The following is a 24,720-nucleotide window of genomic DNA, read 5'->3' as shown; positions in this document are numbered from 1 at the left end:
CAAATGAAATACGGCTATTTCGATAACGAGAATCGCGAATACGTCATCACTCGCCCTGACGTACCAGCACCATGGACCAACTACCTAGGTACTGAGAAGTTCTGTACGGTTATCTCGCACAACGCGGGTGGCTACTCGTTCTACAACTCTCCAGAATACAACCGTGTTACTAAATTTCGTCCAAATGCGACATTCGATCGCCCAGGACACTACGTTTACTTGCGTGATGATGAGACAGGTGATTACTGGTCAATCTCTTGGCAACCAGTTGCGAAGAGCCTAGACGAAGCAAACTACGAAGTTCGTCACGGCTTGTCTTACTCTAAGTTCAAATGTGAATACAGCGGTATTACCGCAACAAAAACTCTGTTCGTGCCAAAAGGCGAAGACGCTGAAATCTGGGATGTAGTGATTAAAAACACCTCTGACAAACCACGTACGATCAGTGCATTCTCATTTGTTGAGTTCTCATTCAGCCACATTCAATCTGATAACCAAAACCATCAGATGTCTCTGTACTCAGCAGGTACGGCTTACAATGAAGGCGTGATTGAGTACGACCTGTACTACAACACCAACGATTTCGAAGGTTTCTACTACCTAGCTTCAACATTTGATCCAGATTCATACGACGGTCAACGTGACAGCTTCCTTGGCCTATACCGTGACGAAGCAAACCCGCTAGCGGTAGAACAAGGTAAGTGTTTCAACACAGCACAAACGTGTTACAACCACTGTGGCTCTCTGCACAAGCAATTCACTATCCAGCCGGGTGAAGAAGTTCGCTTTGCTTACATTCTAGGTATCGGTAAAGGCAATGGTGACCGTCTACGTGCTAAGTACCAAGACCTTGCAGAAGTCGACAATGCATTTGCGGGTATCAAAGCACACTGGGATGAGCGTTGTGGCAAGTTCCAAGTGAAATCACCAAACGAAGGTCTAGATACCATGATCAACGCTTGGACGTTATACCAAGCGGAAACGTGTGTGGTGTGGTCTCGCTTTGCTTCATTCATCGAGGTGGGAGGCCGTACTGGTCTTGGTTACCGCGATACAGCGCAAGATGCAATCTCAGTTCCTCACGCTAACCCAGCAATGACGCGCAAACGTATCGTTGACCTACTGCGCGGCCAAGTAAAAGCGGGCTACGGTCTACACCTATTCGATCCAGATTGGTTTGATCCAGAAAAAGCTGATGTTAAACCATCGAAGTCTCCAACCGTAGTTCCAACACCTTCTGATGAAGACAAAATTCACGGCATCGAAGACACTTGTTCCGATGACCATCTATGGCTAGTTCCAACCATCTGTAAGTACGTGATGGAAACCGGTGAGCACAGCTTCTTCGACGAAGTGATCCCTTACGCCGACGGTGGCGATGCAACGGTTTATGACCACATGAAAGCCGCGCTAGACTTCTCGGCTGAATACGTAGGTCAAACCGGTATCTGTAAAGGTCTGCGTGCAGACTGGAACGACTGTCTGAACCTAGGTGGTGGCTAATCTTCAATGGTGTCGTTCCTACATTTCTGGGCACTGCAGGAGTTCATCGACCTAGCGAAATACCTAGGTAAACAAGCCGACGTTGAAAAATACACGGTGATGGCAGCAAACGTTCGTGAAGCGTGTGAAACCCACCTTTGGGATGACGAAGGCGGTTGGTACATCCGTGGTCTGACGAAGAATGGCGACAAGATCGGTACTGCGCAACAAGCGGAAGGCCGAGTGCACCTAGAGTCAAACACACTTGCGGTACTTTCTGGTGCGGTATCTCAAGAGCGCGGCGAAAAAGCGATGGACTCTGTCGATGAGAACCTGTTCTCTGAATACGGCCTTCACCTAAACTCACCATCTTTTGCAACACCGAATGATGATATCGGCTTCGTAACTCGTGTTTACCAAGGCGTAAAAGAGAACGGTGCGATATTCTCGCATCCAAACCCATGGGCTTGGGTAGCTGAAGCGAAACTGGGTCGTGGTGATCGTGCAATGAAGTTCTACGATGCGCTAAACCCATACAACCAGAACGATATCATCGAAAAACGTATTGCAGAACCATACTCATACGTTCAGTTCATCATGGGTCGTGACCACCAAGACCACGGTCGTGCAAACCACCCATGGTTAACAGGTACGTCAGGCTGGGCTTACTTCGCTGTTACCAACTTTATTCTTGGTGTGCGTACAGGCTTCGATGGCCTAACTATCGATCCATGTATCCCAACGAACTGGCCTGGTTTCGAAGTGACTCGCCAATGGCTAGGAGCAACGTACAACATCAAAGTCGTTAACCCAGACTCAGTAAGCAAAGGCGTTAAGTCGATTACCGTGAACGGTGAAGCTGTAAATGGTGCCTCTGTCCCAGTTCAAGCGGAAGGTTCAGTAAACGAAGTTATCGCTACTCTAGGTTAATCATCTTTTGGGGGAGTCCTTCTCCCCTTTTGATTTATCCGGTGCATTTATGTTTTACAAGTGCATCGGTTCGCTAGCAAAGATTTAAGACGCGGTGGGATGCCGCTCTTATCGAGGATCGAATCATGATCAAATTTGGTACAGGCGGTTGGCGTGCATTTATTGGTGAGGAGTTCACCAAAGATAACGTACGCTTGGTTGCCCAAGCAGTTGCAAACATCACGAATAACGAATCGGTTGCTGATCGCGGTTTTGTGATTGGCTATGACCGTCGTTTTCTTTCCGATAAAGCAGGTCGTTGGTTCGCTGAAGTTCTAGCAGCAAACGGCATTATGGTTAGCTTTATCGACAAATTTGTCCCAACACCTATCGTCATGTTTAAAGCGAAAGAAATGGGCTGCGCATACTCGGCATGTATTACCGCATCACACAACCCTGCCGATTACAACGGCATTAAAGTCTTCATTGAAGGCGGTCGTGACGCAGATGAAATCATCACCCAAAAAATCGAATCACAAATAGACGCGCTCACTGCGCAAGATGTAAAAAGCGTCGACTTTGAACAAGCGGTTGAAGATAAGCTGATTGAAATCATCAATCCGATGAACGAATTCGTTGACTCAATCATCGACTTTATCGACATCGGAGCGATCAAGAAGGCGAATTTACGTGTTTTGATCGACCCAATGTTTGGTGTCGCGAAAAACGCACTGCAAACCGTATTAATCAACGGCCGCTGTGACGTTGATGTGATTAACGATGGCAAAAACCCAGACTTCGGTGGGTTAATGCCTTCGCCAAGCGCTGCAACACTCTACCGTTTGATGCACCTAGTGAAAGAGCAAGGTTACGATATTGGCATCGGTACTGATGGCGATGCGGACCGTCTTGGTATTATCGACGAAAAAGGTAACTTCATTCATCCAAATGAAGTGCTACTGCTGCTTTACTACTACCTACTTGAATACAAAGGCTGGAAAGGCTCCGTGGTACGTAACATCGCAACCACCCACCTTCTCGATAAAGTCGCCGAAGATCATGGCGAGAAATGCTTTGAGGTTCCTGTAGGCTTTAAGCACATCAGCTCCCAAATGGAAGCGGATGACTCACTGATTGGCGGGGAAAGCTCTGGTGGCCTAACCATTCGCGGCCACATCAAAGGTAAAGACGGCGTATTCGCATCAAGCCTATTGGTAGAAATGATTTCAGTAACCGGCAAGAAGCTGTCTGAGTTGCTGGATGAAATCTACGGCAAGTACGGCTATGCCTACATGGCAGAAGGCGATTGCAAGTTCAAACCAGCGCAAAAAGACGTACTGTTCAACAAGATTTATGTTGAAAAGCAGTTGCCTGAGTTTGAGTTTGAAATCGAAAAAGTCAGCTATGAAGATGGTGCGAAAGTCTACTTCAAAAACAGCGGTTGGATCATCGCTCGCTTCTCTGGCACTGAGCCACTGCTACGAATTTTTGCAGAGATGCAAGATAAGGACACTGCGGAACGTGTTCTTCAACAGTTTAAAGACTTCTTGTCTTTATAACTGAACCTTGTGCCCGCTTCGCGCACTATGATGAGAGTCGACGCTGTCTGAAAAGGCGCTCATCAAAAAGGAGAAGAGCACTTGCCCGGCCTCACTGCCGGGCTTTTTTATTGTATGTTGGAAAGTCGTAAACGAGATAGCAAAGATACTCAGGACCGTTAAGCAAATGCCAGGACGCCTTGCGTTTCAATTTTCACCGCGACGGACTCACCTATATTTAATGCTTGCGAAGCTGTAGCTAACAAACGGTCACCATTCGCGTTAATCACATAACGGCAGTGATCACCCATAAAATGCTGTTCCAATACGGTTACCGAACTATCTTCATCGGATTGAATTTGCACATGCTGCGGTCTTAGCAGTAAAGAGCACTCCGCCTGTACTGGAATATCTTGTTGAGCCGTGGCTTCAACCACGCCCAAGTGGGTTTCATATTCTGAATTCGAAACCCGTTTAGCAGCAAGGTAGCTGCCACCACCTAAGAAATCAGCGACAAATTTACTTGAAGGCTGGTAGTAAAGCTCAGATGCTGTGCCATATTGCTCGATGACTCCATTGTTCATCACTGCCATTTTATCGGCGAAAGCAAAAGCCTCTTCACGGCTATGCGTAACAAAAATGGCAGTCACACCTTGGGCCTTAAAAATCTTACGGATCTCACTTATCAACTCATGGCGAACTTGCGTATCAATATTAGAAAACGGTTCATCCAGTAACAGTAAGTCTGGGCTGTAAGCTAATGAGCGAGCAATCGCAACACGCTGCTGCTGTCCACCAGACAATTGATGAGGATAACGATCGCCATAACCTTGAAGATGCACGAGTTCTAACATCTCTTGAACTTTGGCATTTTTCTCTTTTGTCGAGCACTGCTTTAAGCCAAAGGCAATGTTTTGCTCCACCGTCAAGTGAGGAAAAAGTGCGTAATCTTGGAAAATCATCCCGATATTACGCTGTTCTGGCGGCAACCAGTTTTCCCCATCATCAATTGTGACGCAATTTAGACTCATTTCGCCTGACGTTAACGGCAATAATCCCGCAACGGCCTTTAATAGTGTTGTTTTCCCACAGCCACTGGCTCCTAGCAAACAGACAATCTGCCCTTGTTCTACCTCAAGAGACAATGATTCGAGTACGGTTTGAGCGTCATATTGGCACGTTAGGTTTTTAATTGATAATGCACAGCTCATCAGTGATTTTGCTCCAGTGAACGGTTAACAACAACAAGCGGGATCAACCCAACAAGAACCAACAGAACCGCTGGCAAAGCGGCCAATTCTAAATGCTCATCCGAGGCGAAGTTATAAACGTATGTGGCTAGTGTTTCAAAGTTAAACGGACGAAGTAACAAAGCCGCATTAAGCTCTTTCATCGACTCGATAAACACTAATAAAGCCGCAATCAGTGCACCGCGCTTAACCAGCGGAAAGTGCACGCGCCACAGCATGGCATTGGGCTTACAACCCATAGTGCGCGATGCCATATCTAACGACGGAGAAATTTTATTTAAATTACTTTCGATACTACCAATCGCTACCGCGGAAAAGCGCACAACCATGGCAAATACTAGTGCGAACATGGAACCAGAAAAGATAAGTCCCGGCCTTCCCCACTCCATGGCTTTAGCAACGTCGTTGACACGATGATCCATAAACAGCACAGCGACCATCACACCGATGGCTAGTACCGTTCCTGGTACTGCATAGCCCATAGAAGAAAGACGCATAAATGCCAAGCTTTCTCGTTTACCATTGACTCGATGGGTAAAGTTAACGATCAGTGCGACAGCAACACCAATAATCGCAGCAATAACAGACACAACTAAGCTATTCCATGCGTATTCACGAAACTCTGAGGTCCAACTCTGCACAAAATAAGTGATCGCATAATCAATCAGCTGTAGTAGCGGCAAAATAAACGCGACCGAAACCAAGCCCCAGCACCAAACTAGTGCGGTCCACTTTTTCCAGCCCGTCAACTCGTAACGAAAATCTTCGTGACTGTTAAATTGGCTTTGAAAAAGCTTTTGTTTACGGCGGCTGTATCGTTCGGCACTAAGAAGCAGTACTACAATGACGAGCATCATGGCAGAAATCTTGGCTGCCGCATTAAGATTAGAGTACCCCAACCAAGTATCGTAGACCGCTGTGGTTAACGTATTCACCGCGAAGTAACTTACCGTACCAAAGTCACCAATGGTCTCCATCGCGACCAATGATAAACCCACTGCGATAGAGGGTCTTACTAACGGCATCGAGATGCGCCAAAAACTTTCCCATGGAGAGCACTTGAGCAAACGCGCGCTTTGCAATAAAGAGACATTTTGCTCCATAAACGCAGCCCGGCACAATAAATACACGTAAGGATACAACACCAAAGCCAACACAAAGGTCGCACCAGGCAACGTACGAATGTCAGGGAACCAATACTCGCCAGGTCGCCATCCGGTTACATCACGCAAAAAGATCTGAATCGGGCCTGCAAAATCAAACCAATCAGTAAAAATATAACCAATGATATAACCTGGCATTGCAAGAGGTAGCACCAATGCCCACTGCAACCATTTTTCGGTCGGCAGTTTACACATGGCCATTATCCAAGCGCTTGGAATACCAAGAATTAAGGACAGCACCATTACGCCAACAGTTAGCGCAACCGTGTTAAAAATATAAGTCGGCATGACCGTTGCCATTAAATGAGCAAACAAATCATCCGTTTCACCAATTGCGGTGTAGAAGATCGCTAAGATCGGCAAAACCAGTAGCAGAGTTATTACCCCACTACTGGTTTTCCATAAAGAGTGTTTATCTTTCATCGCCTAATTACTGCAAGGCTGTATGAAATACAAATGCTGTTGCAAATACATCTCATATCCTTTAATCAAATGGGGGTACTGTTATACCCCCACAAGGAATTAAAGGTCAAATTTCACTTCATCTAATAGCTTAATTGCCGCTTCGTGGTTGGCTGCAATATCGTCTAGAGAAAGCTTGTCTGCTTTAAAGTCACCCCAAGATTCCACAAGCTCAGAACGCTTCACGCCTTCTTTAACTGGGTACTCGTAGTTAACTTCTGCGTACATTTGCTGCGCTTTGTCACCCGTTAGGAATTCCATTAGCTTCACAGCATTGTCTTTGTTTGGAGAGTACTTAGCCATCGCCATACCAGAGATATTCACGTGAGTGCCTGTAGTCTCTTGGTTAGGGAAGTTGATGTAAACTGCATCAGCCCAAGCTTTTTGCTCTTTGTCGTTAACCATTTTACCTAGGTAGTAGCTGTTACCCAGAGAAACATCACATAGGCCTTCTTTGATCGCTTTAACTTGTGCACGGTCGTTGCCTTGTGGTTTGCGAGCAAGGTTTGCTTTCACGCCTTCCAACCACTCTTTGGTTTCTGCTTCGCCATTGTGAGCAATCATTGCTGAAACTAGAGAAACGTTGTACGGGTGCTTACCGCTACGAGTACAAATTTTACCTTTGAACTCTGGCTTAGCTAAGTCTGCGTAGTTGAAATCTGCGCCTAGTTTACCTACGCGATCACGTGATGAATAAACGCTACGAGAACGTAGAGTTAGAGCAAACCACTCATTCTCTTTATCTTGGTATTGAGCAGGTACGTTTTCTTCAATGATTTTGCTATCGACTTTCTGAACTAAACCTTTGTTTGTCAGTTCAGCTAGACGGCTGATGTCTGTCGTAAGAATAACGTCAGCAGGGCTGTACTCACCTTCTTGAGCTAGCTTTTCTGCTAAGCCTTTTTTAGCAAATTTTACGTTTACTTTGATGCCAGTTTCTTTAGTGAACTCATTGAACATAGGTTCAACTAGGAAAGGTTGACGGTAAGAGTAGACGTTCACTTCTTCAGCAGCCATTGCTGTTGGAGCTAGAGTAGCGCAAGTTAGTGCTGAAAGAGTTAGCAGTTTTTTCATTGTTTAATCCTTTACCATGCTAATGATAACGTTTATCAGTTGCGTTATTATATGTATGTTCAATAAGAAGACAATGACGAATATTAAAAAACCTGCTCATCGGAGCAGGTTTTATTGTGTTAAGTGTGTAACCATTTATTACAAGCTAATGATTATTTCACCGTAACAAACTCTGGGTAAGCACCAACACCACAATCATGCATGTCCATACCTTCCATTTCTTCATCTTCTGTAACGCGAATCCCAACGGTTGCTTTCAAGATTGCCCACACAACTAGGCTGGCACCAAATACCCAAGCAAAGATAACTACGGCACCTAAAAGCTGTGCACCAAACGTTGCATCACCGTTGCTCAGTGGCACTACCATTAGGCCGAAGAAACCACACACACCGTGAACTGAGATAGCACCTACTGGATCGTCAATTTTAAGTTTATCTAGAGCAATGATACTGAATACTACTAGTGCACCCGACACCGCACCAATCGCAACCGCGTACAGTGGTGATGGCGATAGAGGGTCTGCAGTGATGGCAACCAAGCCAGCTAGCGCGCCATTGAGAATCATCGTTAAATCGGCTTTACCCCAAGTAGTTTTACAAACGAATAGCGCCGCAATTGCACCGGCAGCCGCTGCTGCGTTAGTGTTTAGAAAGATCTGACCTACCGCTGTAGCATTCTCAAAATCTGAAACCATCAACTGAGAGCCACCGTTAAATCCAAACCAGCCAAACCAAAGGATAAAAGTACCCAACGTTGCCAAAGGCATGTTAGAACCTGGAATCGGATAGATTTCACCATTTTTACCGTACTTACCCTTACGCGCGCCAAGCAGTAACACACCAGCAAGAGCAGCAGAAGCACCTGCCATATGTACGATACCAGAACCCGCAAAGTCACTAAATCCAGCTTCTGCTAGGAAGCCTCCACCCCATGTCCAGTAACCTTCCATTGGATAGATAAACGCAGTTAAAATCGCAGAGAAAATCAAGAAAGACCAAAGCTTCATGCGCTCAGCTACCGCACCAGAAACGACGGACATGGCAGTTGCAACGAAGACAACTTGGAAGAAGAAGTCAGACTCTAAAGAGTGGTCGGCCCCTTCACCTTGAGTACCAATTAGCGTACCAAATGAAGGTAACCAGCCTCCTTCTCCATTATCGACATACATGATGTTATAACCGACAATCAGAAACATCGTACATGCGATGGCGTACAAACAGATGTTCTTCGTAAGAATTTCTGTTGTGTTTTTAGAGCGCACAAGGCCAGCCTCTAGCATCGCAAAACCTGCTGCCATCCACATTACCAACGCACCGGAAATGAGGAAGAAAAAGGTGTCAAGTGCGTAACGTAACTCGGTTACTGTTGTTGTTAATTCCATAATAAGTATCTCCAATCCTTTGAATTCTTAAAGTGCTTCTGCGTCCATTTCGCCAGTTCGGATACGCACCGCTTGGTTCAGATCGTAAACAAAAATTTTACCGTCGCCGATTTTTCCGGTTTGCGCAGCTTTTGTAATTGCTTCAACAACGCGATCTACATTGTCTGCGTGAGTCGCGATTTCAATTTTCACCTTTGGTAGAAAATCGACTTGATACTCTGCACCGCGATACAATTCCGTGTGACCTTTTTGACGACCGAACCCTTTAACTTCTGATACTGTCATCCCTTCGATACCGACATCAGCCAATGCTTCTCGTACATCGTCTAATTTAAACGGCTTAATAATGGCATTGATTATTTTCATTGAGTTATCTCCGAAGCTTTCATCCTGAAACACTTCTTATAATCCAATCTACGTGCCAAGTTTTTAAGTTATTGAATAATAAAAACTAACCTCAATTTACATATCTATAAACAAAAAGGGCGCACCATATCGGTGCGCCCTTTTCACAAATTTAAAGCAACGGCAGAGAAGTTACCCAAAACTGTGCATTAAATGTTCAAAAAGTCTTTCCACTGTTCGATAAGTGCCATGAAATCCTCTATCCCACAACTTGCTGTACTTTCTGCATTGTAGAAGTCGAACTCACTTTCCATCTCGACATCATATTCATGGGCTAATGCGTTTTCTTGTACAAGAACTTCGTCGCCCTGAATCATCAAGCTAATTTCCGTGCCTGTTAGGTTATGCTCCTGAGAAGGCGCTGAAAATGACCGCTCAATTAGCTTTTCAACCTGTGCAATCTTCATCGGATCTTTGCCAATTTCTTCTTGCAACCAGCGCCCTACAATCTCATGTCCCATGCTACATTTTACGTAGTACTCGCCCATCAACGTGTTACGAATGAATTCAAATTCCACCGAGATTGCCTATTTCGTATCAATTTGGTGCGAGTATAGCGAATTGCTCCCATAAAAAAAGCACCTCATATGAGGTGCTTTCGAATTGTGCATTTCTGATTATGCCGGTTCTTGGAAGATCACTTCGTCCGCTTTCTTGGTGTATTGATCCATTTTATGGAAGTTCAAGTAGCGGTATGTATCCGTTGCCGTAGCGTCGATTTGCTTCGCGTATTCTAGGTATTCTTCTTTGGTTGGAATCTTACCTAGGATTGCACCTACTGCAGCTAGCTCAGCTGACGATAGGTAAACATTCGCACCAGTACCCAGACGGTTCGGGAAGTTACGCGTTGAAGTCGACATTACTGTTGATTTATCTGCAACACGCGCTTGGTTACCCATACAAAGTGAACACCCTGGCGTTTCAATACGCACCCCTGCACGTCCGAAGATACCGTAGTAGCCTTCTTCAATCAGTTGGTCTTTATCCATCTTTGTTGGTGGCGCTACCCAAAGGCGCGTCGCTAACTGGCCATTGAACTTATCAAGCAATTTACCTGCTGCGCGGAAGTGACCGATGTTCGTCATACAAGAACCGATGAACACTTCATCAATCGCTGTGCCTTGTACTTCAGACAACAAACGAGCGTCATCTGGGTCATTCGGTGCACATAGTACTGGCTCATTGATTTCAGCCATATCGATTTCAATCACATGTGCGTATTCAGCGTCTTTATCTGCTTGCATCAGCTCAGGGTTTGCTAGCCACTCTTGCATTGCAGTAATACGGCGCTCGATAGTACGGCGATCACCGTAGCCTTCAGAGATCATCCACTTCAGCATCACGATGTTAGAGTTTAAGTACTCTTCGATCGACTCTTGAGACAATTTCACAGTACAACCTGCCGCCGAACGCTCTGCAGATGCATCAGAAAGCTCAAATGCTTGCTCAACCGTTAGCGTTTCTAAGCCTTCAATCTCAAGGATACGGCCAGAAAATTCGTTGATCTTACCCGCTTTTTCTACCGTTAGTAGACCTTGCTGAATCGCGTAGTAAGGGATGGCATGAACAAGATCACGCAGTGTAATACCCGGTTGCATCTCACCTTTAAAACGAACCAAGATTGACTCTGGCATGTCTAGCGGCATAACGCCTGTCGCAGCTGCAAAGGCAACCAAGCCCGAGCCGGCTGGGAATGAAATACCCAGAGGGAAACGAGTATGTGAGTCACCACCCGTACCGACAGTATCCGGTAGTAGCATACGGTTTAGCCATGAGTGGATAATACCGTCACCAGGACGAAGAGATACACCACCGCGGTTCATAATAAAGTCCGGAAGTGTATGGTGAGTGTTAACGTCTACTGGTTTTGGATAAGCCGATGTGTGACAGAAAGACTGCATGACAAGATCAGCAGAGAAGCCGAGACACGCCAAGTCTTTAAGTTCATCACGAGTCATAGGGCCAGTAGTATCTTGCGAACCTACTGTCGTCATTTTCGGCTCACAGTAGGTTCCAGGACGGATGCCTTCTACGCCACATGCTTTACCAACCATTTTCTGTGCAAGCGTGTAACCCTTGCCAGAATCTGCGATTTCACCTGGTTTGCGGAATACGTCCGAAGGCTCAAGACCTAGCGATTGACGCGCTTTGTCTGTCAAACCACGACCGATGATCAATGGGATACGACCACCAGCACGAACTTCATCAATCAGTACTTCTGTTTTTAGCGAAAACTCAGCTAGAACCTCACCAGTTTCGTGGTTGCAAACTTTACCTTCATATGGGTAAACATCGATAACATCGCCCATGTTGAGCTTAGTTACGTCAACTTCGATTGGTAGTGCGCCAGCATCTTCCATTGTGTTAAAGAAGATAGGGGCAATTTTGCCACCAAGCACATACCCACCAGCTCGTTTGTTTGGAACGTAAGGGATATCATCACCCATAAACCAAAGCACTGAGTTGGTTGCAGATTTACGTGAAGAGCCAGTACCAACAACATCACCAACGTAAACCAATTGATGGCCTTTGTCTTTTAACTCTTCAATTTGCTTGATCGGGCCAATAGTACCCGGTTGATCAGGGTTTATTCCTTCACGCTCGTTTTTAAGCATCGCCAGTGCGTGTACTGGGATATCAGGGCGAGACCAAGCGTCAGGTGCAGGTGAAAGGTCATCCGTGTTCGTTTCACCTGTTACTTTAAATACGGTTAGAGTGACTTTTTCTTCAAGCTTAGGCTTAGAAAGGAACCACTCAGCATCAGCCCATGATTGAAGTACTTTCTGTGCATGCGCATTGCCTGCTTTCGCTTTCTCTTCTACGTCATAGAAAGCATCAAACATCAGCAGCGTATGAGACAGCGCTTTTACTGCGATCTCTGCCAGTGCTTCATCATCCAATAGCTCAACTAGCGGTTCGATGTTGTAACCACCTTGCATAGTGCCTAGCAGTTCAGCCGCTTTTTCACGACTCACTAATGGTGATTTAACTTCACCTTTTGCTACTGCTGTTAGGAAACCCGCTTTTACATAAGCAGCTTCATCAACACCTGGAGGGATACGGTTTTCAAGTAGGTCAAGAATGACTTCTTCTTCACCTTGCGGGGGATTTTTCAGAAGTTCTACAAGTCCAGCAACTTGTTCTGCGTCTAGCGGTTTAGGAACAACTCCTTCAGCAGCACGCTCTTCGACGTGTTTACGGTAGGCTTCAAGCACGACTTTTTCCTCTCATTGCGGTTCCTCCTCTATTATTACTATTGTTAAAGTAAAGGAGTGAACATCCTTGGAAACTTGGCTCTCCATTGCCCTTGTTTTCATTCAATTATGATTGAGAAACAGCGCCGTAGAGGCCAAACTGTGGGCAAAATAATAGCAAATTTAACCTTAAATTAAAATCTTATCATTTTGACCAACATAGCAACTTACGACTAAAGTTCTGCTAATTTTGACCAAATATGCCAAGTTTTTGCTTTCTCATACCCGATTAATTAAACGATGTTCCTACGATCAAATACACAGCATCCAAATCTTGCTCGGTACGACCGTATGCCAACATTATTGGTCCTATTGGTGAGTCAACACCAAAGAAGATTGAGCCAGCATTGTAAAGCGGCGCTTCGTTTAGTTTCAGATCATTATCAGACCAAACACCGCCATATTCGACCGATGCGCCCAAGTAGACTGGAGCTTCAAACAATCCGAAATCATTATCAAACCACTTATATCGGTACACCAAACTGCTGAAAAATAAGTTCTGTCCGATCAGGCTATTTCTTGGGATTCCCGATAGGCTTAAGAAGCCGCCCAACTCTCTGGGATCAAGCGGTAAAGATGAGTTTTTACTCTCTACAAAACTATATTCAGCATGTCCGACTAAAGTATGACGCTGATGACTCACTGCACCTTTAAATCGTGCAGAGATTTCATACACGGTATCTTCAATAATTTTGTCAGTTTCTAAAAGGCTAACGCCCTGAGGACTTTGATCATGAGACACTAAATATTCGAGATCGACTAAAAGCCCGCGAGTCGGAAATGCGAAATCATCAAGTGTATCTAGGCGATAGTTCGCAAACAGGCCACGACGTTCAAAATCCAATTTACCAGCAGAAGCCAAAGTAGAAAGCTCAATATCTCCGGTAGAGTAGCGAGCGCCAAATCGAAGTTCTTGCCACAATGTGGGTTGGATACCTATCGCTAACTCTGTTGTAAAATCATCGTAAGTGACCGGAAAAAAGTCATTTACTGACTCTAAATCTGGAGCTTGAGGCTCTGTTAAAGGTAAGTTTCGGCTCTCACTACCATAGGAAATTCGCCCCGATACAAAAAGTTCTTGGCTAGATAAAACAGGGGAATACAACTCAGCTTCAATCAGCTTATCCGTGCCCATTTCTACGTTGAACGCCAACTCCGCGCCATGAGAGTTCAAGTTGGTAAAGTTGGTCGATATTCCTATGCCGTACTGGCTATCTGTATCGAAGTCATCTTCAAGAAAAAATCGGAAGTTGAGATAATTAGGCCCCCACGACTTCTCGTTAACATCAAAAACCAACAATGTCTCACCATCCACCTCTTCAAAGTGATAAGTGATGAGCTCGAACCGATCTAACGCGTAGAGGTTTTCAACGGCTTTCTCAATTTCGGCCGTTGAAATACGACGTCCGGTTTCTAATTCAATACGATTCGTCAACAACACATCGCTGTAGTGCGTGTTATTAACAATCACTATGTCATCAACCACACGCTGATCGCCATAAATCAAAGTTTTACGAACTTCTTGTTTGCGATCGATGTATTTTTGATAGTCCGCGTTGGACAAGCGTAACTCTTTCAGCTTGTCTTTTAATTGCTTGGTAATATCGTACCCAGCTTGAAAAGCCCAAGGCATTTTGTCGAACTCGACGGTTTCCATGGTGCCCACATTGGGACGAATATAGATATCTTGAGGTTCAAGCTCGTCCACTTGCTGTTGTGTACTACGACGAACGAGATAGTTAGAGAGTTGGTCCGCGACAGTAAACAGCCCCGTAAATTCATCTTCGGTTTTGTAATCGGTGCTAATATCGACGGCAATAACGACATCAGCCCCCATGGCGCGAGCCACATCGACAGGCATGTTATTGACGACGCCGCCATCAACAAGCATATGGCCATTGAGCTTATAAGGAGGAAGCGCTCCTGGTACAGACATGCTAGCCATCATTGCATCAACAAGGTAACCATTGCCCAGTACGACTTCTTCTAGGGCAAGAATATCTGTCGCAACAGAACGATAGGGAATGGCAAGATCATCAAAAGAATCGAATCGCCCTAAGTTCCCTGTAGTCTCACGCAATACTCGCAACATGTTCTGGCCTTGCACCACACCCGTTGGTGCTCGTACCTCACCGAATCTTAAGCCGAGGTCGGTATTAATTTGATAGCGGTCTTCATACTCTTTGTCACGAACTCTACGTTGGCTACGGTCAACACGATCTCGATAACCGCTGCCCCAATCGACGGTGTAGATAAAACTCTCGATTTCATCAGCACTCATCCCCGTGGCATAAAGCCCACCCACATAGGCGCCCATACTGGTACCGGTCACAATATCCACAGGAATCTGCATTTCTTCCAATGCTTTTAAAACTCCAATGTGTGCCGCCCCTTTCGCTCCGCCACCAGCGAGCACAACCGCCACCTTTGGTCGAGGTTCCAAGTCATCCGTTTTTGTTAGAGAGTTTGCGAGGGAAACAGAAGGAGTGATCATCAAAAAGGTACTAAGCCAAAGCGCAAAGTTGCGAACCGATGGGCTTGATAACAGCTTTTTGAACATTCACTTCTTCCTTTATTGAATATCTGATCAAGTAGGGCGTGCTAGCAGTACTGTACTAACACGCCCTAATATGTACTAAGAATTAATCAGATAAACAAGCTAATGTTGTTGATTTGGCGATGCTACCAATCAAATATGCTATTTAACCAGTTTGATTTCTTCTCACACTGTTGCTTTATCTGACCGGTTTTATCCCAAACCGGCAGTTTGTAATCACTACGGCAGTTCATTTCTAAACCTCCATCAGATGTAGGCTTGAACCCTAATGTGGTGATTTCTCTTGGCCATGGGAGCTCTAAACGCTCAGGAATACGCTGCTTCAAGTACTCTGCGTATACTCGTAATGCACCACTCGACCCCGTTAGATTCACGGGTTTATTATCGTCGCGGCCTAGCCAAATTGTCGTCACCTCACGACCATCAACACCGACAAACCAACTATCGCGGTTATCATTACTGGTACCCGTTTTTCCTGCCAATGCAGCCCAACCAAACTGGCTTTGTAAGAAGCGGCCAGTGCCTTGAGCAACCCCTTGTTTCATCGCGTAGGTCGTTAGCCATGCTGCTTGTTCATCCACGGCTCTTGATGAACGAGGCAAGGATTGATACAGCACATTACCTTCCATATCCATGACTGAGCGCAGAGCGGTCAGTTTTGCACGCTTACCTGAATTCGTCAGAGTCTGATACATCTGTGCGACTTCGAATGGCGTCAAAGAAAACGAACCCAAAAACATCGAAGGCACTGGGCGAATTTCGTCTTTGTTCACGCCCAAACGCTCTAAAGTATTGGAGACTTCAGGAATGCCAAGTGCCATACCTAAGCGCACGGTTGGTACGTTAAGTGATTTCGCTAAAGCAATGTAAAGTGGCACATCACCACGATATTTTCTATCGTAGTTGCGCGGCGTCCACACGTTACCTTTACTGCTCTTCAGACTTAACGGCGTGTCGTGTAGCGTCGTGCCTAGGTTGTATTTATCCGGTTGTTCTAGAGCCGTTAAGTAAATCGCTGGTTTCACTAAAGAACCAATTGGACGACTGGCATTGAGCGCGCGGTTAAAGCCTTCATAACCGACACGTTTACCACCAACCATCGCACGGATTTCACCACTATGGCGATCAACGGCCACAGCAGCGGCTTCTAACTCTTTACCACCCCGTTTAGCTAGTTCGGGGATCTTTTTCGCGATAGCTTGTTCCATTTTGCTTTGCGATACTGGGTCCAGAGACGTAAATACGCGCAGTCCGGTCTCTGCTTTAAATCGCTCCCCAACTTTTTCTTTTAATTCAATGCTCAATTGTTGGAAATAAGCTGGCTGACGGCTCGCAATACGTGGCTTGCTTTGCGTATCGAGTGGACGACTTACAGCTTGTTCATACTGCTCTGAAGTCAACATGTTTTGCTGCATTAACAGGCGCAGAACGAGATCACGACGCTCTTTCGTTCTCTCAGGGTAACGAATTGGGTTGTAGTAAGACGGTCCTTTTACCATCCCAACTAACATCGCCAGTTGATCGATTCGCAACTCTTGGATTGGCTGCCCAAAATAGTAACGCGACGCCAAGCCAAACCCGTGGATCGCTTCACCTCCACTTTGACCTAGGTACACTTCGTTTAGGTAGGCTTCTAAGATACGATCTTTGCTGTAACGGTAATCCAAAATTAGCGCGATATACGCTTCTCGAACTTTACGCCACAGTGTTTTATCACGAGTCAAAAACAGGTTTTTTGCCAATTGCTGAGTCAGCGTACTACCACCTTGAACAGTACGACCCGCCTTAATGTTCGCAACCAATGCACGTGCAATCGCGAGCGGTGACACCCCGTCATGTTGATAAAAATCCCGGTCTTCGGTCGCAAGCAGTGCATCCACCAAAATTTCAGGGAACTGATCACGACGTAAGAAAAGGCGCTGTTCATCACGGTCTTTTTCCAGCATGCCCAACATCTTCGGTTCTAGGCGCAAGTAACCAAGGTCTCCTCGAGATTCTAAAGACTGAATACGTTGCAAGCCGGAATCAGAGAAATGCAGCATAATGTGACGATCTGGCTCGGGACCATCGGCAAACTCGAATGGACGACGAATCAATTCAATCCGAGTGGAAGAAGAGGAATATTCGCCTGGGTAACGAGGTTGACTCACTTTACGGTAATTCAACACATCTAACTCGTTGCGCAGTTCTTGGATGGTGATATTCTCACCAGGGCTTAGATTCAAGATACGGGCATAAACCACCGTAGGCAGCTCAAACAGCTGACCTTCAAAGCGTTCTTTCACCACACTATCTAAGTAAATCCCAACAAACAGCAAAACAGCGGCAAGTGCAACGCCAGCTTTCCAGCTAAACGACCACAGAACTTTCAACCACGAACGTTTCTCGTTAGTCGGTTTTTTACTCGGCGTACGTCGAGTCTGTTTTGCGGTTCCTTTATTGGTTGTACTTTTCTTCGCTGGCGCTTTTTTCGCGCTAGGCTTCTTGCTGTCAGTCATTATTCAATTGTCTTTTTGTTTTCGTTGTTGCTACATGATTGGCAGGATCATCTGGCCAAACGTGTTTTGGGTAGCGCCCTTTCATCTCTTTTTGAACGTCTTTGTAGCTTCCGTTCCAGAAAGCCGCCAAGTCCGACGTTACTTGCAATGGACGTTGTGCCGGTGAAAGCAGTTCAAGCACCAAACGCTTGCGGCCAAGAGCCACCGTTGGGGAACCACTCTCCCCAAATACTTCTTGCATACGCACCGATAATATCGGCTCATGGCCATATTGGTAACGGATACGCTTCTTTGAACCTGTGGGCAGTTGGTAATGCTCAGGTAACCATTCATCCAGTTGTTGATTGAGTGGCCAACCTAATCGAGCATTAAGCGCTTCGACCAAGTTGATCTTGCTCAGGTCTTTAACCGAACTGACAGACGTCATGTATGGTTCTAACCACTCCTCTAATGAATCCAGCAAACTGGCTTCATCAAACATTGGCCATGACTGCTCAGGTAACCATTCCACCGCACAACGAATCCGAGCCAACAAGCTCTCCGCTGCCGGTGTCCAGTTTAGACTCTGTAAGCCCTGGCGGCGGACATACGTGAGTAAAGCTTGTGTCATTTTTTCTTTGCCAGGGCTTGGCAACGGCTCGCGTTCAACGACCAGCAGACCGAGTTTTGTTTGTCGCTCAGCTATTAGACGGCCTCTTTTTTCATCCCAGTCCACTACTTCTTCAGACGAAAATAGCGTATCAAAGGTCGTTCGCAATATATTGACATCCAATTCACATGCCGAATGAATTTGACTTGAGTTAGAATGAGAACGCATTAAGTCAACGACAACCAAATACTCACAGCCACCTAGCATGTCTTCCTGATGACATTCTGCACCATGACCATTAGCCAAAGTAAATCGCCCAAATTGATTTGTGCGCTGCTGCGCAATGCGATCTGGAAATGCCAAACTTAACACCAGCGGTAATGCATCTTCATCCACGCCTTTCAGGTCAAATACCGTATCCAATTTGTACGCCAGAGATTGAGCACGCTTGAACAACATCGACTTTTTTGGATGAGTACCAACAAGCCAACGATGCAAGCTATAAGCGATATTGGTAACATTTCTCTCTGGCTCTTCAATCAGTGCGACCGCCGCCAAAGCAGCATTTAACATCTTATCACTGTAAGATTGCGCTTTAATTAGCATCGCAGCCGCACGAGGCTCAACGCCTAGTTCATGCGCCTGTTTTCCTTCGGACGTTAATTGCCCTTTTTCCGTCAGTAGTCCCAATGACACCAATAGCTGCTTCGCTTGTTCCAATGACGCATTAGCGGGAACATCAAGCCACTTTAGATCGTGGATATCACTCGCTCCCCAAAAGGCAAGCTCCATAACTAAACTAGCCAAATCGGAATGCAAAATTTCGGGTTGGGGAACTAGCGGTTGCTGCTTGAACTGGCTTTCAGAATAAAGACGAACACAAATGCCCTCTTCTATTCGTCCCGCTCGTCCTGCACGCTGAATCGCTGAAGACTGTGCAATGCGTGTTTGCTCTAAGCGTGTTAAACCGTTTTTCAAATCAAAGCGGGCAACACGCTCTAACCCAGAATCAACGACGAGGCGAATGCCTTCAATCGTTAGTGAAGTTTCTGCAATGTTGGTCGCTAGAACGACTTTACGCTTACCTTGTTCTGCTGGCGTAATCGCTTTTTGTTGATCTGCAAAACTCAGTTGACCATAAAGTGGGCATACGTCGATATCATCCGCTAAATGAGACAACCGCTCTTCAACTTGTTTTATGGCACCAACACCCGGTAGGAAAGCTAACAAAGATCCAGACTCTTTGTTCATAAGACTTTCTATTGTTTTTGCCATACTCGTAGGTAAATGCTCGTTCACACCTAACGGCTGGTAGCGCATTGCCACATCAAAGCTCCGCCCTTCAGATTCAATGTAACTGGCTTCCGGCAACAACGATTGTAATGCTTGTTGGTCAAGCGTTGCCGACATTACCACCAGCTTGAGATCGTCTCGCAATGCCTCTTGAACTTCTAAACTGAATGCCAAAGCGGTATCGGCATGAATGCTGCGTTCATGAAACTCATCAAAGATCAGTAGATCAACCCCATCCAGTTCAGGGTCAGTTTGGATCATCCTGGTCATGATCCCTTCGGTCACGATCTCCAGCTGCGTTGCAGAACTTACCTTTGCCTCGCCACGAACTCGATAACCCACGCGTTGACCAACTTGTTCTCCCAATTGCTCAGCAAGATAACGGGCAATGTTACGCGCCGCGAGTCGTCTTGGCTCAAGCATGATGATTTTTCCAGCAACCGAATGATTTAAGAGTAACTGCAAAGGGAAGTAAGTCGACTTACCGGCACCAGGCGCCGCTTTTAAGATCACTTGATGTTGATTTTTGACCGCCGTCAGCAACTCAGGCATCACGGCTTCAATCGGCAATTGTGACAAAGGAAATACCTTATGGTGTAATGGTGGCAACATTGTACATAAAAAATTTTTTGTCTAAATAAGCAAATGCATTTCACACCCGCTTTAGAGTCCGCCACTCTACTCAAACGTTATAAACGCTTTCTTGCCGATATCGAGCTCGATACTGGTGAAATCCGTACAATCCACTGCGCAAATACAGGTGCAATGACGGGTTGTGCAACGCCCGGAAACAAAGTTTGGTTTTCTACTTCCGACAACCCGAAACGAAAATACCCCAATAGTTGGGAGTTGAGTGAGACCGAACAAGGCCACCGTATTTGTATCAACACCGCGCGTGCCAATCAATTAGCCGTAGAGGCTATTGAAAATAATGTCATTTCAGAGCTTTATGGTTATGACACACTTCAAACTGAGGTGAAATACGGCAATGAAAATAGCCGAATTGATATCTTGCTCAGCGCAGACGACAAGCCAAAGTGCTATATAGAAGTGAAAAGCGTCACTCTTCTTGATGAGACCGACTCTACTGGACAAGGATACTTCCCAGATGCGGTCACGACTCGGGGACAAAAACACCTGAGAGAGCTCACAGAAATGGCACAAAATGGAAGTAGAGCCATACTTTTATTCACTGTTTTACATTCAGGTATTGAAAAAGTATCCGCGGCGCACCATATAGACGCGAAATATTCACTATTACTCAAACAAGCACAAGACGCTGGAGTGGAAGTTCTCTGCTACAAAGCTGAACTGAGCGATACTGGAATGAAGCTGATTTCCGCTATTGATTTTATCAATTAAGAGAAAAAATGATGTCGTCTTCACATTGACGATAACTTTGCGATTCAGTATTTGCTTGCACCGCCTCTTTTTGCTATAGATACCCGCCTTAAATTGACTGCGTAGCAGTTGACTAGGTGTAAGTAGGAGATGCTGTATGCCAGAATCAAAGAAGAAAACGATAGGCATCCTAGCCATTGCCGGCGTGGAGCCATATCAGGAAAAACCTGGTGAAGAGTACATGTCACCAGAGCAGGTTGAACACTTTACGAAAATCTTAACAGCTTGGCGCGACCAGCTAAGAGCTGAAGTGGATCGTACTGTTCACCACATGCAGGACGAAGCAGCAAACTTCCCAGATCCAGTTGACCGCGCCTCTCAAGAGGAAGAGTTCAGCCTAGAACTGCGTAACCGTGACCGCGAACGCCGTTTGATCAAGAAGATTGAAAAGACTTTGGATAAAATCAAAGAAGACGATTTTGGCTTCTGTGAGTCTTGTGGCGTAGAGATTGGCGTTCGCCGTCTTGAAGCACGTCCAACCGCTGACCTTTGTATTGACTGTAAAACACTTGCAGAAATCAAAGAGAAGCAAATGCAAGGTTAATCACCCAGCATTATGATTGTTGAAGGGAGCTCAGGCTCCCTTTTTGTTTTGGCTATCTTCGCACCCTATTTGTTTACTAAATTCGAGATACACGCATGACACGCTATGTAGGTCGATTCGCCCCATCTCCTTCTGGTCCACTGCATTTTGGTTCACTGATTGCCGCTCTTGGCAGTTATTTTCAAGCGAAAGCACAAAACGGAGCTTGGTTAGTACGTATTGAGGACTTAGACCCACCAAGAGAAATGCCAGGTGCAGCGCAACTTATCCTAGAGGCACTCAAGGCCTATCAGCTGCATTGGGATGGAGAAGTGGTATACCAGAGCGAACGTCACGACCTTTACCAAGCTCAAATAAACAAATGGCTCGAAAATGGGGAAGCCTATTATTGCCAATGTACTCGTAAGCAAATTAAAGAGCATGGCGGTTTTTATCCTGGCACTTGCCGCGATAAAAACTTGAAAGACGGCGCGATTCGCCTAAAAATGACCAAGCCTGTCGCTCATTTCCTCGACCAAAAGCGGGGAACCATTACTATTCCAGAGCAACTCGTTAATGAAGATTTCATTATTAAACGTCGAGATGGATTATTTGCTTATAATCTTGCGGTAGTATTGGACGACATCGACCAAGGCGTCACAGAAGTCGTGCGAGGTGCAGACTTAATCGAGCCGACAGGGCGTCAAATTAGCCTGTACCAAATACTTGGTCAGCCTGAAGTTAGCTACTTGCATTTACCATTGGCGATGGACAACAACGGCAATAAATTGTCGAAACAAAATCACGCGACGGCTATTGATATAGATACACCAAAACCTACTCTATTGCGCGCCATGACATTTTTAGGTTTCGAGATACCTGAAACCGTAAGGGCGGCCAACATAGAAGATATTCTTCGTTGGGGCTGCGAAAACTGGCGCTTGGAACAGCTTCCAGCAGAGATAGAGATCACACCGTGATTCTCAAATGGCATTGTGTAGGCTATCATTAGCCGCAAATTAGGCCCTAGAGGCGTATAAAACTAACCAAAGCAAGATTGGATTAAACCCAGTTATTGCCAGATGCACATGAATACAAACGACTATACACCAAGCGAACCTGCCACAATTCCAGAGCTCGCTCTCAATGTAATAACTCGTGAAGAGCACAACATTTCGCGTAAGCAGATCAGTGATAATGCGCTGAAGGTACTGTACCGCCTAAATGGTGCTGGTTTCGATGCTTTTCTTGTGGGTGGCGGGGTTCGAGACTTACTGCTTGGACAAAAACCAAAAGATTTTGACATTGCGACCAACGCAACGCCGGAACAGATCAAACAGCTATTTCGTAACTGCCGTTTGATTGGTCGCCGCTTCCGCTTGGCTCATATTATGTTTGGCCGAGACATCATTGAGGTTGCGACATTCCGTGGTCACCACCAAGAGCAAAAGAATAAGAGCATTTCTCAGCAATCAAAAGAGGGTATGCTGCTGCGTGACAACGTCTACGGCACCATCGATGAAGATGCTGAGCGCCGTGATTTCACGATTAACTCGATGTACTACAACATCGCAGATTACTCGATTCACGACTACGCACGTGGTATTGAAGATTTAGAAGATCGCCTAATTCGACTGATTGGTGATCCAGAAACACGCTACCGTGAAGACCCTGTGCGCATGCTGCGTGCGGTTCGTTTCGCGGTAAAACTAGACTTTGATATTGAAGAAGACACCGCAGCGCCAATCGAACACATGGCACCGTTGCTCGGTGACATTCCGTCAGCGCGTCTTTTTGAAGAGTCACTCAAATTATTGCAATCCGGTCATGGCTTAGAAACCTACCACCTACTGCGTGAGTACAACCTATTCCAGCAACTATTCCCGACGATTGCAGCGCACTTTACAGAAGATTACTCCTCTCACACTGAGCAGATGTTGGATCTTGTCCTAGATTCTACCGACATGCGCATCGAAGATGGGAAACGCATCAATCCAGCATTTATGTTTGCTGCAATGCTGTGGTACCCACTGTGTGCGAAAGCCGATGAACTGATGGAAGAGCGCAACTTAGGCCATTACGACGCCATTATGGAAGCGAGCAACATCATTCTTGACGAGCAAGTTCGCACAATTGCCATTCCAAGACGCCACACCGCAACCATTCGCGAGATTTGGCAGTTACAGCTTCGTCTTCCACGACGTAACGGTAAACGTGCATTCCGTCTTATGGAGCTCAATAAATTTAGAGCTGGCTTTGATTTTCTTGAAATGCGCGGTGAAATTGAAGGTGGTGACACTCAGAAGCTTGCCAAGTGGTGGGAAACTTTTCAAAATGCAGGCCGAGAAATGCGTCAAGCAATGGCTGCCGACTTAGACGGTCAATCACCGAAAACAGGCCAGCGCCGCCGTAAAACTTATCGCAAGAAAAAGAGTAAGCCCAAATCATGATTACAGCGTACATTGCGGTAGGCAGTAACTTGGCTGATCCTGTCAGCCAAGCGAAGCAAGCGATTGAAGCATTAAAAACGCTGCCTAAATCAGAGTTTGTTCAAGCTTCTTCGCTATACAGCAGCACGCCAATGGGGCCACAAAACCAACCGGATTACATCAATGCGGTTGTGTCTATTAACACCAGTTTGACGCCTATTGAATTGCTCAATTGCACACAAGCTATAGAGCAAGAACAAGGGCGTGTCCGTAAAGACGAACGCTGGGGACCAAGAACCTTGGACCTCGACATTGTGCTTTATGGCAATGAGGTGATTAATTCCGAGAGGCTGATCGTTCCTCATTATGGAATGAAAGAGCGTGAATTCGTACTCTACCCTCTTGCGGAAATTGCACCAAGTTTACAACTCCCTGATGGGACCGAGGTCTCTGAACTACTGGAACAAGTAGATAGAAACGGCCTCAGTATCTGGCAGTCATAGCCAACTCC

Annotated in this window: 16 protein-coding genes and 1 pseudogene; 7 read left to right on the top strand and 10 right to left on the bottom strand. The window is 45.8% G+C overall.

What is annotated here, in order from left to right; genetic code table 11:
* Nucleotides 1-3: 3 nt before the first annotated feature.
* Both R7127_RS03900 and R7127_RS03895 read left to right on the top strand, forming a co-directional pair.
* Nucleotides 4-2,412, top strand: a pseudogene (locus tag R7127_RS03900) (GH36-type glycosyl hydrolase domain-containing protein).
* A gap of 125 nt (nt 2,413-2,537) precedes the next feature.
* Nucleotides 2,538-3,950 carry a phosphoglucomutase/phosphomannomutase family protein gene (locus tag R7127_RS03895; protein WP_158156842.1) on the top strand — a complete coding sequence of 471 codons (1,413 nt, stop codon included), beginning with the start codon at nt 2,538-2,540 and terminating at the stop codon, nt 3,948-3,950.
* 158 nt (nt 3,951-4,108) lie between these two features.
* Here R7127_RS03895 and R7127_RS03890 read toward each other — a convergent pair whose 3' ends face one another.
* The 10 genes from R7127_RS03890 to hrpB all read right to left on the bottom strand — a co-directional run bounded on the left by R7127_RS03890 (nt 4,109) and on the right by hrpB (nt 20,435).
* Nucleotides 4,109-5,140, bottom strand: coding sequence for an ABC transporter ATP-binding protein (locus R7127_RS03890; RefSeq protein ID WP_256901300.1), 1,032 nt, complete (start codon nt 5,138-5,140; stop codon nt 4,109-4,111).
* Nucleotides 5,140-6,765: an ABC transporter permease gene (locus tag R7127_RS03885; protein ID WP_258484327.1), complete on the bottom strand. Its 1,626-nt coding sequence runs from the start codon at nt 6,763-6,765 to the stop codon at nt 5,140-5,142. The genes R7127_RS03890 and R7127_RS03885 overlap by 1 nt, the downstream gene beginning before the upstream one ends.
* A gap of 99 nt (nt 6,766-6,864) precedes the next feature.
* Complete coding sequence (locus tag R7127_RS03880; RefSeq protein WP_005386566.1) at nt 6,865-7,878, bottom strand: Fe(3+) ABC transporter substrate-binding protein; 1,014 nt, start codon at nt 7,876-7,878, stop codon at nt 6,865-6,867.
* A gap of 152 nt (nt 7,879-8,030) precedes the next feature.
* Nucleotides 8,031-9,260, bottom strand: coding sequence for an ammonium transporter (locus R7127_RS03875; RefSeq protein WP_005386568.1), 1,230 nt, complete (start codon nt 9,258-9,260; stop codon nt 8,031-8,033).
* Between the two features lie 27 nt (nt 9,261-9,287).
* On the bottom strand, nt 9,288-9,626 hold the full coding sequence (locus R7127_RS03870) for a P-II family nitrogen regulator (RefSeq protein WP_005386570.1): 339 nt from the start codon (nt 9,624-9,626) through the stop codon (nt 9,288-9,290).
* Between the two features lie 188 nt (nt 9,627-9,814).
* Nucleotides 9,815-10,183 carry a YacL family protein gene (locus tag R7127_RS03865; RefSeq protein ID WP_017635908.1) on the bottom strand — a complete coding sequence of 123 codons (369 nt, stop codon included), beginning with the start codon at nt 10,181-10,183 and terminating at the stop codon, nt 9,815-9,817.
* Between the two features lie 99 nt (nt 10,184-10,282).
* Complete coding sequence (acnB, locus tag R7127_RS03860) at nt 10,283-12,880, bottom strand: bifunctional aconitate hydratase 2/2-methylisocitrate dehydratase (protein WP_005380009.1); 2,598 nt, start codon at nt 12,878-12,880, stop codon at nt 10,283-10,285.
* A 268-nt stretch (nt 12,881-13,148) separates the two neighbouring features.
* Nucleotides 13,149-15,479, bottom strand: coding sequence for a patatin-like phospholipase family protein (locus R7127_RS03855; protein ID WP_171343195.1), 2,331 nt, complete (start codon nt 15,477-15,479; stop codon nt 13,149-13,151).
* Between the two features lie 122 nt (nt 15,480-15,601).
* Nucleotides 15,602-17,974, bottom strand: a complete 2,373-nt coding sequence (gene mrcB, locus R7127_RS03850) for a penicillin-binding protein 1B (protein WP_005380020.1) — start codon at nt 17,972-17,974, stop codon at nt 15,602-15,604.
* On the bottom strand, nt 17,967-20,435 hold the full coding sequence (gene hrpB, locus R7127_RS03845) for an ATP-dependent helicase HrpB (protein ID WP_172563502.1): 2,469 nt from the start codon (nt 20,433-20,435) through the stop codon (nt 17,967-17,969). The genes mrcB and hrpB overlap by 8 nt, the downstream gene beginning before the upstream one ends.
* Nucleotides 20,436-20,501: 66 nt before the next feature.
* Between hrpB and sfsA the strand changes: the two genes are divergently transcribed.
* From sfsA to folK, 5 genes are all read left to right on the top strand, one after another.
* Nucleotides 20,502-21,218: a DNA/RNA nuclease SfsA gene (gene sfsA / locus R7127_RS03840; protein WP_005380023.1), complete on the top strand. Its 717-nt coding sequence runs from the start codon at nt 20,502-20,504 to the stop codon at nt 21,216-21,218.
* 136 nt (nt 21,219-21,354) lie between these two features.
* Complete coding sequence (dksA, locus tag R7127_RS03835; RefSeq protein WP_005386584.1) at nt 21,355-21,801, top strand: RNA polymerase-binding protein DksA; 447 nt, start codon at nt 21,355-21,357, stop codon at nt 21,799-21,801.
* A 95-nt stretch (nt 21,802-21,896) separates the two neighbouring features.
* Entirely contained in the window at nt 21,897-22,760 is an 864-nt protein-coding gene (gene gluQRS / locus R7127_RS03830) for a tRNA glutamyl-Q(34) synthetase GluQRS (RefSeq protein WP_005386586.1), read from the top strand.
* A 102-nt stretch (nt 22,761-22,862) separates the two neighbouring features.
* A complete protein-coding gene (gene pcnB, locus R7127_RS03825; RefSeq protein ID WP_005386589.1) occupies nt 22,863-24,230 on the top strand; it encodes a polynucleotide adenylyltransferase PcnB in 1,368 nt (455 codons plus the stop codon).
* Nucleotides 24,227-24,712 carry a 2-amino-4-hydroxy-6-hydroxymethyldihydropteridine diphosphokinase gene (gene folK, locus R7127_RS03820; RefSeq protein ID WP_017635910.1) on the top strand — a complete coding sequence of 162 codons (486 nt, stop codon included), beginning with the start codon at nt 24,227-24,229 and terminating at the stop codon, nt 24,710-24,712. The genes pcnB and folK overlap by 4 nt, the downstream gene beginning before the upstream one ends.
* Nucleotides 24,713-24,720 lie beyond the last annotated feature (8 nt).

This window comes from Vibrio sp. 1159, assembly GCF_033340395.1.
GTDB classification, from domain to species: domain Bacteria; phylum Pseudomonadota; class Gammaproteobacteria; order Enterobacterales; family Vibrionaceae; genus Vibrio; species Vibrio alginolyticus.
Note: the sequence above shows the minus strand (reverse complement) of the source record. Positions and strands in the feature narration are given on the sequence as shown.

Bases quoted from the DNA above. Each gene is read 5' to 3' on its own strand.
- folK (WP_017635910.1), top strand. From the start codon at position 24,227: ATGATTACAGCGTACATTGCGGTAGGCAGTAACTTGGCTGATCCTGTC.
- R7127_RS03885 (WP_258484327.1), bottom strand. From the start codon at position 6,765: ATGAAAGATAAACACTCTTTATGGAAAACCAGTAGTGGGGTAATAACT.
- mrcB (WP_005380020.1), bottom strand. From the start codon at position 17,974: ATGACTGACAGCAAGAAGCCTAGCGCGAAAAAAGCGCCAGCGAAGAAA.
- R7127_RS03890 (WP_256901300.1), bottom strand. From the start codon at position 5,140: ATGAGCTGTGCATTATCAATTAAAAACCTAACGTGCCAATATGACGCT.
- R7127_RS03875 (WP_005386568.1), bottom strand. From the start codon at position 9,260: ATGGAATTAACAACAACAGTAACCGAGTTACGTTACGCACTTGACACC.
- R7127_RS03870 (WP_005386570.1), bottom strand. From the start codon at position 9,626: ATGAAAATAATCAATGCCATTATTAAGCCGTTTAAATTAGACGATGTA.
- pcnB (WP_005386589.1), top strand. From the start codon at position 22,863: ATGCACATGAATACAAACGACTATACACCAAGCGAACCTGCCACAATT.
- R7127_RS03855 (WP_171343195.1), bottom strand. From the start codon at position 15,479: ATGTTCAAAAAGCTGTTATCAAGCCCATCGGTTCGCAACTTTGCGCTT.
- gluQRS (WP_005386586.1), top strand. From the start codon at position 21,897: ATGACACGCTATGTAGGTCGATTCGCCCCATCTCCTTCTGGTCCACTG.
- sfsA (WP_005380023.1), top strand. From the start codon at position 20,502: ATGCATTTCACACCCGCTTTAGAGTCCGCCACTCTACTCAAACGTTAT.
- dksA (WP_005386584.1), top strand. From the start codon at position 21,355: ATGCCAGAATCAAAGAAGAAAACGATAGGCATCCTAGCCATTGCCGGC.
- R7127_RS03895 (WP_158156842.1), top strand. From the start codon at position 2,538: ATGATCAAATTTGGTACAGGCGGTTGGCGTGCATTTATTGGTGAGGAG.
- R7127_RS03880 (WP_005386566.1), bottom strand. From the start codon at position 7,878: ATGAAAAAACTGCTAACTCTTTCAGCACTAACTTGCGCTACTCTAGCT.